This window comes from Gryllotalpicola koreensis (assembly GCF_039538185.1).
In the GTDB taxonomy this organism is placed as follows: Bacteria; Actinomycetota; Actinomycetes; order Actinomycetales; family Microbacteriaceae; genus Gryllotalpicola; species Gryllotalpicola koreensis.
In genome coordinates this window covers 84,471-96,993 of record NZ_BAABBW010000006.1, presented here as the reverse complement: position 1 = coordinate 96,993, position 12,523 = coordinate 84,471, and the positions used below count along the sequence as shown (strand labels likewise).

The following is a 12,523-nucleotide window of genomic DNA, read 5'->3' as shown; positions in this document are numbered from 1 at the left end:
CCCGGGTCGGGGCAGGGGTCGCCGATACACTTTCCGCATGAGCTCACCCACGCCCGGCCATGGCCTCTCCGACCTGACCAGCGTCACGAGCAGGGCCGAGGCGACCGCGACGCTCGCGGATTCCGCCGAGTTGGCGGTCGTCGTGCGCGGCGACTTCGTCGAGTCGCGGCACGCGGGAAGCGCGGTCGTGCTCGGGCAGGACGCCGCGCTGCTGCGCACCGTCGGCGACCCCGCCGCGCCGGTGTTCGGGCGGTCGTCGCTCAAGCCGCTGCAGGCCCTCGCAGCTCTGTCGGCCGGGGCCGAGCTCGAGGGCGTCGAGCTCGCCGTCGCCTCGGCGAGCCACGCGGGCACGCCGGCCCATGTCGAGGCCGTGCGCAGCATCCTCGCGAAGGCGAACCTGCCCGAGAGCGCCCTGCAGTGCCCGGCCGTGATGCCGGCCGACGCGGATGCCCGTGCCGGTGTGCGTGCGAGCGGCGGCGGCCCCTCGCCGATCTACATGGAGTGCTCCGGCAAGCACGCGGCCATGCTGCTCGCCTGCGTCGCGAACGGCTGGGAGATCGAGGGCTACCTCGACGCGGAGCACCCCGTGCAGAAGCACATCGTCGACACGATCGAGCGGCTCACGGGCGAGAAAGTCTCGAACCTCGCGGTCGACGGCTGCGGCGCCCCGACCTTCGCCATCACGCTGACCGGGCTCGCGCGCGGCATCCAGCGGGTGGCGACGGCGCAGGCCGCCTCCCCCTTCCCGCTCTACAAGAAGGCGGCCGCGGTGACGCAGGCGATCCGCGACTTCCCGTGGGCGATCCACGGCCAGGGGCGCAGCGACAGCGTGCTCGTCGAGCGGCTCGGAGTGCTCGCCAAGCGCGGCGCTGAAGGGCTGCTCGTCGTCGCCGCGCCCGACGGGACGACCGTCGCGCTCAAGGTGCTCGACGGCGCGCACCGGCCTGCCACGGTCGTCGCGCTCACGCTGCTCGTGAAGGCGGGGGCGCTGCCTGCGGCATCCGTCGCGGCCGTGCTGCCCGATGTCGTGAGCCCGGTTCTCGGCGGCGGCCGCCCGGTCGGCGAAGTGCGCCCGGTCGTCTGAGTGCGGCAACCGATTCCGCTCTTCTGAGTCGGTCAGGTTACGGATTCCGTCGCAGATCGTCTCTGATGCTGTCGATCTCGCCTATTTTCGCTAGCCTGTTCCTCGGCCCACGAGGCCGGCCGGCTACGACAGGAGCGACATGCGCATCGCGATTCCCCGCGAGATCAAAGACAACGAATTCCGGGTGGCGATCACGCCGGCCGGCGTGCACGCCCTGAGCGGCAGCGGCCACACGGTCGTCGTCGAGGCGGGCGCGGGGCTGGGCTCGTCGATCACCGACGACGAGTATCTCGATGCGGGGGCCGTGATCGAGCCGGATGCCTCCACCGTGTGGGGCGCTGCCGAGCTCGTGCTCAAGGTGAAGGAGCCGATCGCGAGCGAATACGGCTACTTCCGCGACGGTCTCGTGCTGTTCACCTACCTGCACCTCGCGGCCGATCGGCCGCTGACCGAGGCGCTCGCCGCCTCGGGCGTGACTGCGATCGCCTATGAGACCGTGCAGCTGCCGAGCCGGCAGCTTCCCCTGCTCGCGCCCATGAGCGAGGTCGCCGGACGGCTCGCGCCGATCGTCGGGGCGAACACGCTGATGAAGCCCGCCGGCGGCGTCGGTCTGCTCGTTCCGGGGGTGCCGGGCACCCGGCCGGCCGACGTGGTGATCATCGGCGGCGGCGTCGCCGGATCGAACGCCATCACCACCGCCGTCGGGCTCGGCGCGCAGGTCACCGTGCTCGACACCAACATCGAGCGGCTGCGCCAGCTCGACGACCTCTACCAGGGACGCATCAAGACGATCGCCTCCAACCCGTTCGAGATCGAGAAAGCCGTGACGGCGGCCGACCTCGTCGTCGGCTCGGTGCTGATCCCCGGCGCGAAGGCACCGAAGCTCGTCACGAACGAGCTGGTCTCGCGCATGCGGCCGGGCAGCGTGCTCGTCGACATCGCGATCGATCAGGGCGGGTGCTTCGAGGACAGCCGACCCACGACCCACAGCGCCCCGACGTTCCGGGTGCACGACTCGATCTTCTACTGCGTGGCCAACATGCCGGGCGCGGTCGCACAGACCTCGACGTATGCGCTGACGAACGCCACCCTGCCGTACCTGCGTGCCATCGCGGGCCGAGGGTGGAAGGCCGCGCTGTCGGCGGACTCGTCGCTCGCGCTCGGGCTGAACGTGTACGCGGGCGCTGTCGTGAACCCTGGCGTCGCCGAGGCGCACGGGTTGACGCTGGGGTCGCTGCAGGCGGCTCTCGCGGCGTAGTCGCCGTCGCTGGCACCTTGAGACGCCGCTTCGCGGCTCCTCAAGGTGCGGGTGCTCACGGCCCATTCGTCATCATTCGCACGTTTTGTCACATCAAACCGCGGCATCGATGTGACGAATCGCGCGTGACGCGACGAATCCGTCGGCGCCTCAGCATCACGAGATCCTTCGCGGGTGCTATGCGGCGAGGACGCATCGGCGCATCCGCCCATCGGCGAAGACGAGCCACCCGGCCCCTGAGCCGGGAGCGAGCGGCGGCGGAAGAACCCGGCTACGGGTGAGCGCCCGCACGTCGGCCTGGTCGCAGCCGGAGAACACGACGGGGTGGCGTGCCTTGAGGGTCGCGAAGAGGGACCAGCGGCCCATCCACGCGTCGGGGTCGCCGATCACCAGCACGCCGGTCGGAAGCCGGCCGTCCTCGAGCAGCGACTCGGGCGTCGGCGTGCCGGGGACCGGCGGCTGCGTCAGGTCGACGACGGCCTCGGCGGGCAGACCGGCGGCACGAGCGCGCGAAACGGCCCGCGCCGGGGCACGGCTGACCACGATCGTCGCCCCGCCGCGCGGTGGCACGAGGGGAACCCGCGCAGGAGGCTCCCCCGGCGCCTCGTCGCGGAGGACCGCCGAGGTCTCCAGATGCGGCGGCGCGAGGAACTGCACGCGCCTGCCGCGCCAGACGCCGCCGCCCGCGGGCACCGCGTCGTCCCACAGCTCGGCGGGCGCTCCGGCGAGTACGTGCTCCTGCTTGCTCGGCTGACGCAGCAGCACTGTCTCGCGGGCGAGTCCGAGCGCGCCGCGCAGTGGGCCCGTCTGGCGCTGCGCGGCCACCACGGCGTAGACGCCCGCTGCCGGGCCGTCGCGCAGCACCCGTGCCAGCCGCTCGCACCACACCGCCGCATACTCGTCGCCCAGACGCGCGCACACCGCGTCGGCGTCGTCGATGGCGAGCAGCAGCGCAGGCGCCGACGATGCGTCGGGATCCTCGCAGCGCTCGGCCGCCGCCTCGACGGCATCCCACGCCTGCTCACGGTCGGAGCCGACGACGACCGGCTCAAGCCCCGAGGCCTCGGCGAGCAGCCGCAGCAGGCTCGACTTGCCGCTGCGCCCCGCGCCGAGCACCACCAGCGGGGCCTGCTGCGGTTGGAACTCGAGCATCGCCCGGCGCTGCTCTTCAGGCAGATCGGCGACGCCGACCACCTGGGCGGTGGCGCGCTCGGGAAGCTGGGCGCGGGTGAGCACGGCGGGCAGCGGGTCGAGCCAGGGTCGCTTGGGCGGGGGTGCCGCGGGCGCGGCCTCGACCAGCGCGGCGAGATCGGCGCTCGTCGTGCGGGCGATCTGCACCTCGGTCGCAGCGCCGTCGATCGACACGATGCACCGCCCAGGTGTCGCGGCCGAGAGCCTGCTCGCAGCGTCGGTGCCGACGACCCACCTGCTGTCGGCATCCGATTGCACGCGCAGGCTGAGCCGCAGCGGGCAGTTCGCCACCAGCGCGTCGCGCATCACGCCGGCCGGCCGCTGGGTCGCGAGGATGAGGTGGATGCCGAGCGCGCGCCCGCGCGCGGCGATGTCGGCGAACAGAGGCCCGAAGTCGGGGAACTGGTCGATCATCGCGGCGAACTCGTCGACGACGATGACGAGCCGCGGCAGTGCGCCGCGCGCCTCGACCACGTCGCGCGCACCGAGCCGGGCGAGCTCGGCCTCACGGCGGCGCAGCTCGGCGGACAGGCTGCTGAGCGCACGCGCCGCCTCCCCGTGCTGCAGGTCGGTCACGACCCCGACGACGTGCGGCAGCGCGGCGAGCGGGCGGAAGGCGGTGCCGCCCTTGAAGTCCACGAGCAGCACGACGACCTCGTCGCTCGAACGGCCGGAGACCATGCCGGCGACCCAGGTGACGAGCAGCTCGCTCTTGCCACTGCCCGTCACTCCGGCGACGACGGCGTGCGGGCCGTCGGCGACAAGGTCGAGCTCGGCGATGCCGTGCAGGGTGCGGCCGATCGACGCGCCGAGCCGGGGGCCACCGGCCGCGGGCAGGTCGCCGAACGCGACCTCGGCGGGCAGGGCGCGGGTCGCGGCGCCGAGCCCGAGCGCCGCGGCACGCGAAGAGAGCACGGCGACGAACCTCTCGACCTCGGCATACGCGACGAGCTCAGGGACGACGGATGCCTCGACCGGGGCATGCTCGGCCGCGATTCCCGTCGCAGGCGCACCCGGGAAGACCTCGACCGTCGCCGCCACCGGCGACACCAGCGAGACGACCGCCCTGAACCCCGGCGGAACCAGCCGCGCCTCCTCGAAGACGCCGAACCGGGGCACGACGCCCGAGGCCGAGCCCACGCCATGAGGAAGCCTCTCGAGCCAGTCCCACTCGCCCCGCGCACAGCCGGCTGCGTCGACGAGCTCAGGCGGAGCGAGCCGACCAGGGGGAAGCGCCGCGTAGAGCTGCACGAGAAGGCCGCGCAGATAGGCGCGCGCAAGCAGGCCCGGGCCGCAGACCGCGATGCCGTCTTCCGGCATTGCCAATACGGGAGCGTCATCGAGACGCGCCGCGGCGCGCTGCAGCTCAAGCTCGTCCGTTGTCCGCGCATCGCCGCCGAGCACCAGCCCGCTGTCGACCGCGCCGCGACCGAGGCTCACGACCGTCTCATCGCCCTTCCAGAGCCCCGAGCCGTCGAGCCCGTCGATCGCCACGGCCGCGCCAGGTGCCCGGCGCAGCAGCCCGCGCCGCAGCGTCTCGTGCGATGCCGCGACACGCTCGCGCAACCGCTCGAGTTCGGCTGCCCGCTCTGCCTGTGCTGCGCGGCGATCGCGCCCGCCGCCCCGCCGCCCCTCGATGAGCGACATCACGGCGCCGATGGGCCCGAGCGCCGCGAAGGCGAGGGAGTACGGCGACCGAGTCATGAGCCAGAGCGCGCCCGCCATCACGATGGGCGTGATGAACGCCGCCCAGGACATGCGCGACGGGCGCGGCGCGGGTGGCGCCGGCGGGAGTGCGAGCGGAGTGGTCACGCTCTCAGGACAGCACGGGTGAGGCATCCGTCATCGGCCTGCGCCCCCGAAATGTGGAGAACACGAGCGATCTCGTGGCAGTGCTGGGGAAGATCAGCCCACGATCAGGTACTGGTCGCCGATCTCGACGCGCGAGCCGCGCGCGACCCGGTAGCGGCGGCCGGGCTCGCACTCGCGGCGCAGGCCGTCTGCTCCGACGATCGCGGTTCCGTTCGACGAGAAGCGGTCGAGCACCCACAGCTCGTCGGCCTCGACGCCGAACTCGAGGTGCGTCTTCGACACGGAGCGCCCGCTGTCGGCGATGGGCACGAGTTGGTCGAAGCTCTCGCCCTCTGCGGCGACCGGCTTGCGCCCGACGAGGCCGCTTCCGGCGACGATGACCCGCTCACCCGTCGAGGCGGCGAGCACCCACGTCGGCACGGGTGTCGACAGATCTCCCTGGTCGGGCAACGCGGACTGCTCGATCACCGCCGGCCGGGCCTCCGCCGCCTTGCGGCGGGCCGCCGACTCGCTGATCGTGCGCAGCACAGACGCGGTCACGACCTGCGTGTCGGTCGGGCGGCTGTCATCGATGGGCTTGCGCAGATACGGCGTCACCTCGACGGCGCTGCCGCACTCCCCGCAGAAGATCGCGCCGTCGAAGAGCTCGCTTCCGCAGACGCGGCAGGTCAATGCTCCAGTCCCCACGCCCCCAAGATAACCCCGCCGCCCTGGGCTGCGGCCGAGGTCACGCCGTGACCGGGCCGGTCCGCGCCCGCCTTCCTGCGCCCCCAGTTCGGGGCTTCACGGCGGCCAGCTCGGGTGTTCCGAGCACGTCGACCACGACGACGCTGACGTTGTCACGGCCGCCGTTGCCGAGCGCGGCGTCCATCAGCCGGTTCGCCGTGTCGGCCGCCGTGGTGCCGATGGAGAGGAAATGACGGATGCCGTGCTCGGTGAGCTCCTTGGTGAGCCCGTCGGAGCAGACCAGCAGGCGGGCCCCCGCCACGATCGGGATCAGCCAGAAGTCGGGCACCGGGTCCTCGTTGAAGCCGACGGCACGCGTGATGACGTTCGCGTGCGGGTGCACCTCGGCCTCAGCCTGCGTGATGAGCCCGCGGTCGAGCAGCTGCTGCACGATGCTGTGGTCGACCGTGAGCTGCTCGAGCACGCCCCCCTGCAGCTGGTAGACCCGCGAGTCGCCGATGTTGAAGACGAGCCAGTACGGATCGCTGTCTTTCAGGGTGAGCGCGACGCCCGTGACCGTGGTGCCCGTGCCGAGGTCGGTCATGCCGACGCCGCGTGTCATGTCGTCGACCGCGGCGCGCAGCGCGTCGCTGATCTCGGGCGGGGCGATGAAGCGGCGGCCGAGCTGCTCGGCGAGCCGGGTGATGACCGCGGAGCTCGCGAAGTCGCCCGCCTCGTGGCCGCCCATGCCGTCGGCGACGGCGAAGATCGGGGCGCGGGCCAACACACTGTCCTCGTTGACCGCGCGGCGATGGCCGCGATCGCTCGCCGCAGACCACGACAGCGTGATGCGCGCGCCGTCGTGCTCGGGCACGGCGATGTCGTGCCGCCTGCTGCTGCGACCGATCTGAGTCACAGAGATCTCCCGGGATGGAGTCGTTCGTGGGTCGCAGACAGCCTAGTCAGTGAAGCCGCCCGCGGTCACCACCGATCGGGCCTTATTGACTCATTCTCCAATAAAAGACATGACGTGCTTGATGCGGGTGTAATCCTCGAACCCGTATTGCGAGAGATCCTTGCCGTAACCCGAGTGCTTGAATCCGCCGTGCGGCATCTCCGCCACGATCGGAATGTGCGTGTTGATCCACACACAGCCGAAGTCGAGGCCCTTGGCGAAGCGCATCGCGCGGCCGTGGTCGCGGGTCCAGACCGAGGAGGCGAGGCCGTACTGCACGCCGTTCGCGTGCCGCATCGCCTCGCCCTCGTCGCGGAACGTCTGCACCGTGATGACCGGGCCGAAGATCTCGGTCTGGATGTGCTCGTCGTCCTGGCGGAGGCCGTCGAGCACGGTCGGTTCGATGAGGAATCCGCTCTCCCCCTTGCGCGTGCCGCCGGTGACGACCGACGCATGGTCGGGCAGCCGATCGAAGAAGCCCATCACCCGGGCGAACTGGTCGGCGTTGTTGACGGCGCCGAAGTACGCGTCGGGGTCATCGGGCGCGCCGACCGGGGTGCTGGCCCGGGCGTAGGCGGCGAGCGCGGCGACGAAGTCGTCGTGGATGTTCTCGTGCACGAGCACGCGGGTGGCGGCCGTGCAGTCCTGCCCGGCGTTGAAGTACCCGGCGCCCGCGATTCCGGCGACCGCCTTCTCGAGGTCCGCGTCGTCGAAGACGATGACGGGGGCCTTGCCGCCGAGTTCGAGATGCACGCGCTTGAGATCGGCGGATGCCGCCCGCGCGACTTCCATGCCGGCCCGCACCGACCCGGTGATCGACACCAGCTGCGGCGCCTTGTGGTCGATCATCGCGGCACCGGTGGTGCGATCCCCGACGACGACGTTGAGCACGCCTCTGGGAAGGAACTCGGCGGCGACCTCGGCGAGCAGCAGCGTGGACTGCGGCGTCGTGTCCGAGGGCTTCAGCACGGTCGTGTTGCCCGCAGCGAGCGCGGGGGCGAACTTCCACACCGCCATGTTGAGCGGGTAGTTCCAGGGCGTGACCTGGCCGACGACACCGATGGGCTCGCGGCGCACGAAGCTCGTGTGGTCCTTCATGTACTCGGCGGCGGCGCGGCCCTCGAGGTTGCGGGCGGCACCCGCGAAGAAGCGGATCTGGTCGACCGAGAGCAGGATCTCGTCGGCCACGAGGTTCGCGCGGGGCTTGCCCGTGTCCTGCGACTCGAGGTCGGCGAACTCGTCGGCGCGCTGCTCCATGGCGTCCGCGATGCGGAAGAGGGCGAGCTGCCGCTCGGCGGGCGTCATGTCACGCCACACCTCGAAGGCATCGGATGCCGCGCGGAAGGCGCGGTCGACGTCCGCAGCGGTCGAGACCGGGGATTGCGCATACTCGAGCTCGGTCGCCGGGTCGATCAGGGGCAGGCTGCGCTCGCCCCCGGCATCCGTATATCCGCCATCGATGAAGTTCTTGAGCGTGCGCGTTGGGGCCATGCGCCGACTCTATCGATTTCGTCATCAAACAGCGCTGTGCAGTGCGGAATCATTTGCCGATCATCGATTCCGCTGACAGAATCGCTACATGTCGACCGTTCCGCGCCCGATCGCGCCCCGACCCCAGCCTCTCGATGACGTCTCCAAGGCGATCATCGAGCAGCTACAGGCCGACGGCCGCCGGTCGTATGCGGAGATCGGGAAGGCGGTCGGCCTGTCGGAGGCCGCGGTGCGGCAGCGGGTGCAGAAGCTGACGGAATCCGGCGTGATGCAGATCGTCGCCGTGACCGACCCGCTGCAGCTCGGCTTCTTCCGGCAGGCGATGATCGGCATCCGTGCGAGCGGTGACACTCGCGTCGTCGCCGAGAAGCTCGCAGCGCTCGACGCCGTCGACTACGTCGTGCTCACTGCGGGCGACTTCGACATCCTCGTCGAGGTCGTGTGCGAGAGCGACGACGAGCTGATCTCGCTGCTCAATGCGGAGATCCGCGCCATCGAGAACGTGGTCTCCACCGAGACCTTCGTCTATCTCAAGCTGCAGAAGCAGCACTACAACTGGGGCACGCGCTGATTCGGCGCGGCTTCGAAAGGGAAATACGGCAATCATGACCGACACCATCTCTGCGGGTCTCTACACCGCAGCTGAAGACGCGGCCCTGCGCGCGAAGGCGAAGGACCACCTGTGGATGCACATGTCCTCGCAGGGCCCGCTCGAGGCCGGCGAGACGCCCATCATCGTGCGCGGCGAGGGCCACACCATCTGGGACAGCCGCGGCAAGTCGTACATCGACGGCCTCGCCGGGCTGTTCGTCGTGAACGCCGGCCACGGCCGCCGCCGTCTCGCCGAGGTCGCCGCCAAGCAGGCCGAGCAGCTCGCGTTCTTCCCGCTGTGGTCCTACGCGCACCCCGCTGCGATCGAGCTGGCCGACCGGCTCGCCGACTTCGCTCCGGGCGATCTCAACCGCGTGTTCTTCTCGACGGGCGGCGGCGAGGCGGTCGAGACCGCGTTCAAGCTCGCGAAGAACTACTGGAAGTTGGTCGGCCGACCGCTCAAGCACAAGGTGATCTCGCGGGCCATCGCCTATCACGGCACCCCGCAGGGGGCACTCGCCATCACGGGCCTGCCGGGGCTCAAGCAGCAGTTCGAGCCGCTGACGCCCGGCGGCTTCCGTGTGCCGAACACGAACTACTACCGCGCGGCCGAGGCCGGCTTCCCCGGCGGTACCGAGGAGGAGTTCGGGCTGTGGGCCGCCGAGCGGATCCGCCAGCAGATCGAGTTCGAGGGGCCAGAGACCGTCGCTGCCGTCTTCCTCGAGCCCGTGCAGAACTCGGGCGGATGCTTCCCGCCGCCCCCCGGCTATTTCCAGCGCGTGCGCGAGATCTGCGACGAGTACGACGTGCTGCTGGTCTCCGACGAGGTCATCTGCGCCTTCGGCCGCATCGGCTCGATGTTCGCCGCCGACGACTTCGGCTACGTGCCCGACATGATCACCTGCGCGAAGGCACTCACCTCGGGCTACTCTCCCATCGGCGCGACCATCGTGAGCGACCGCATCTACGAGCCGTTCCGCACCGGGGAGAACAACTTCTACCACGGCTACACCTTCGCCGGGCATCCGGTCTCGGCCGCCGTGGCCCTCGAGAACCTCGACATCTTCGAGGAGGAGGGGCTGAACCAGCGGGTCCGCGATAACTCGCCGCTGTTCCGCGCTGAGCTCGAGAAGCTGCTCGCACTGCCGATCGTCGGCGACGTGCGCGGCGCCGGCTACTTCTTCGGCATCGAACTCGTGAAAGACAAAGCCACGAAGGAGACCTTCACGGACGAGGAGTCCGAGCGCATTCTCAAGGGCTTCGTGTCGCACGAGCTCTTCGAGAACGGGCTCTACTGCCGCGCCGACGACCGCGGCGACCCCGTCATCCAGCTCTCGCCGCCCCTCACCATCGGGCCGGCCGAGTTCGTGCAGATGCGCGAGATCCTCGAGGGCGTGCTCTCGGAGGCGTGGACCAAGATCTAGCGCGCCGATTCGTCACAAGACGCACGATTCGTCACCCGGCCGGCTCGGTTCGGGGTGACGAATCGTGCGTCTTGTCGTCGGCCGCCGACCTCAGTCGGCGAGGAGCCCCTCGAGATACGCGACCGTGGCCTCCCAGCCGGTGACAGCGTGGGTGCGCACGCCCGTGCGCACCACCGGGTAGTCGTTGCCGTCGGGGTCGAGACGGTCGCCGACGAAGATCATGTCGTCGATGGGGATGCCGGAGACGTCGACGAGGCGCTCCAGGGCGTAGCCCTTGTCGACGCCCTTGCGCGTGATGTCGATCGACGTCGAGCCGCCTGAGCGCACCGAGAGCTGCGGCAGCTGCTGCTGCACGGATGCCGCGAGACGGTTCTTCTTCTCCCCCGTCGGGTCCCACGCCTTCTTCGCGTCGACCGGCGCCCGCTGCCCGAGCGCCGAGAAGGTGATCTGCGAGCCGCGATCCTCGAGGATCGGGCCCCAGGTCTCGCTCGCCCAGTAGCCGAACTCCTTCGCGGTGGTCTCGATGGCCGACAGCGCCGCCGACTTCTCCGCCTCGGTGAGCCCATCCTCGTACTGCATGACCCACGCGCCGCCCGTGAAGCGCCAGTACTGCGTTCCGGTGACGGGCATGAGGTGCAGTCGGCCGAGGCGCTCCGGCGAGGCATCCGTCAGCCTCTCGATGACCTGCTGACGGAACTGGCCGATCTGGCCGCCGGAGATGATCGCCACCGCTGCGCGTTCGAGCAAGCGGGCGAGCACGGCCGCCACGGGGTCGGGCAGAGGGGACTTGGATGGCGCCAGCGTGTCGTCGAGGTCGAAGGCGATCAGCTGGGCGTCGATGGTCATGCGGTCTTCCTCCACGGGCGGCGATGATCTCCCCCGATGGTAGTCGGCACTGCCGCCGACACCCGCCTCACTCCCCCGGCATCACGAAGGCCCAGTTCGGCAGGTGCCCCTGGTGCAGCACGGTCTGGAGCAGCTCGGCCAGGCCGTACGACGGGTCGAGCTCACGGGCCTGGTCGACGAAGCGGCCGGCGACGGAGCCGCGCCCCTGCGACCAGTGCAGCCAGGCGAGGACCGTGAGCGGCACGTGCGCGACGTCGTCGGGTGCGAGCGCGGCGAGGCGCGACATCAGCGCGATCGCCCGGGCGATGCGCTCGCGATCGGGCGGCTCGGCGTCGCCGATGCCCATCAGGTCGAGGGCGATGGTGTCGTCGCCCGGGCCGATCTCGCCCTCGTCGATGCGCTCGGCCTCGTCGAGCAGCTCGAGGCCCCGCTCGCCGTCCCACGCCCAGGTGAACAGCACCGCATCGCGCAGCTCGGGATGCAGCAGGACGTGCGTGAGCGCCGCGAAGTCGTCGCTGCTCGCCGTTGCGGGATCGAGGGCGAGCGCCTCCTCCGCGGCGAGGACGGGCCTGATGAGGGATGTCTCGCGCAGCGCACGGTCGAGAGCGAGGTCGAAGGCGCGTCTGGCCAGGTAGCCGACGGCGGGCAGCTCAGCGAGCTCGGCGGCCTCGGCAAGCGGCGGGTCGGCGTCTTCCGCCCCAGGCGGCGCCTCATCGAGCTCGTCGAGCCGGTGCGGGATGCCGGCGTCGTGCCCGTCGTAAGCGCCCCACGCGTCGTCGGCGACGCACAGCGCGTCATGAACGACGAAGCCGTTCGCGAGCAGCCTGCTGATCAGCGGACGGACGAAAGAAGCGCGGGACACGTCGCCGCCCGCATCGAACGGCCCGTCGGCATAGACCACGATCAGCATGCGGTCGACCTCGGGCACCTTGCACAGCATGCCCGCCAGCGAGGTGATGAACCTCTTCTCGACCGCGGGCGGCGCGGGCGCCGGCAGGTCGACGCGCAAGGTCGAGACGCGGCCGTCGGCGTGCGTGTTGATGAAGACGATGCTGCGGCGCGGGCGGTAGCCGAGCAGGCGGGAGGCGGCGGCCACCACGTCGCGGGAACTGCGGAGGCGCATCACAGGAACGGTCTGGGTCATGCAGGAAACTCTGCGTGAGGAATCCGTTGCCTTATGCAACGAATCTGGCAGAACTGCAATA

Annotated in this window: 10 protein-coding genes; 4 read left to right on the top strand and 6 right to left on the bottom strand. The window is 70.8% G+C overall.

Annotated features, from left to right (window positions below; all coding sequences use genetic code 11):
• Positions 1 to 37: 37 nt before the first annotated feature.
• Both ABD708_RS17620 and ald read left to right on the top strand, forming a co-directional pair.
• Entirely contained in the window at positions 38 to 1,084 is a 1,047-nt protein-coding gene (locus ABD708_RS17620) for an asparaginase (RefSeq protein ID WP_344756932.1), read from the top strand.
• Positions 1,085 to 1,223: 139 nt separating this feature from the next.
• Complete coding sequence (ald, locus tag ABD708_RS17615; protein ID WP_344756930.1) at positions 1,224 to 2,342, top strand: alanine dehydrogenase; 1,119 nt, start codon at positions 1,224 to 1,226, stop codon at positions 2,340 to 2,342.
• A gap of 177 nt (positions 2,343 to 2,519) precedes the next feature.
• Here ald and ABD708_RS17610 read toward each other — a convergent pair whose 3' ends face one another.
• The 4 genes from ABD708_RS17610 to ABD708_RS17595 all read right to left on the bottom strand — a co-directional run bounded on the left by ABD708_RS17610 (position 2,520) and on the right by ABD708_RS17595 (position 8,457).
• Positions 2,520 to 5,345, bottom strand: a complete 2,826-nt coding sequence (locus ABD708_RS17610) for an FtsK/SpoIIIE domain-containing protein (RefSeq protein ID WP_344756928.1) — start codon at positions 5,343 to 5,345, stop codon at positions 2,520 to 2,522.
• Positions 5,346 to 5,438: 93 nt separating this feature from the next.
• Positions 5,439 to 6,032, bottom strand: a complete 594-nt coding sequence (locus ABD708_RS17605; protein ID WP_344756926.1) for a hypothetical protein — start codon at positions 6,030 to 6,032, stop codon at positions 5,439 to 5,441.
• Positions 6,033 to 6,072: 40 nt separating this feature from the next.
• Positions 6,073 to 6,927 (bottom strand): PP2C family protein-serine/threonine phosphatase, encoded by an 855-nt coding sequence (locus tag ABD708_RS17600; protein ID WP_344756924.1) that lies wholly within the window; start codon positions 6,925 to 6,927, stop codon positions 6,073 to 6,075.
• Positions 6,928 to 7,017: 90 nt separating this feature from the next.
• Positions 7,018 to 8,457 carry an aminobutyraldehyde dehydrogenase gene (locus ABD708_RS17595; protein ID WP_344756922.1) on the bottom strand — a complete coding sequence of 480 codons (1,440 nt, stop codon included), beginning with the start codon at positions 8,455 to 8,457 and terminating at the stop codon, positions 7,018 to 7,020.
• Positions 8,458 to 8,545: 88 nt separating this feature from the next.
• Between ABD708_RS17595 and ABD708_RS17590 the strand changes: the two genes are divergently transcribed.
• Both ABD708_RS17590 and ABD708_RS17585 read left to right on the top strand, forming a co-directional pair.
• Positions 8,546 to 9,028, top strand: coding sequence for an Lrp/AsnC family transcriptional regulator (locus ABD708_RS17590; protein ID WP_344756920.1), 483 nt, complete (start codon positions 8,546 to 8,548; stop codon positions 9,026 to 9,028).
• A 34-nt stretch (positions 9,029 to 9,062) separates the two neighbouring features.
• Positions 9,063 to 10,472: an aspartate aminotransferase family protein gene (locus ABD708_RS17585; RefSeq protein ID WP_344756918.1), complete on the top strand. Its 1,410-nt coding sequence runs from the start codon at positions 9,063 to 9,065 to the stop codon at positions 10,470 to 10,472.
• 90 nt (positions 10,473 to 10,562) lie between these two features.
• Here ABD708_RS17585 and ABD708_RS17580 read toward each other — a convergent pair whose 3' ends face one another.
• Positions 10,563 to 11,318 (bottom strand): HAD-IIB family hydrolase, encoded by a 756-nt coding sequence (locus ABD708_RS17580; protein WP_344756916.1) that lies wholly within the window; start codon positions 11,316 to 11,318, stop codon positions 10,563 to 10,565.
• A gap of 67 nt (positions 11,319 to 11,385) precedes the next feature.
• A complete protein-coding gene (locus ABD708_RS17575; RefSeq protein WP_344756914.1) occupies positions 11,386 to 12,462 on the bottom strand; it encodes a DUF4192 family protein in 1,077 nt (358 codons plus the stop codon).
• Between the last annotated feature and the right edge of the window lie 61 nt (positions 12,463 to 12,523).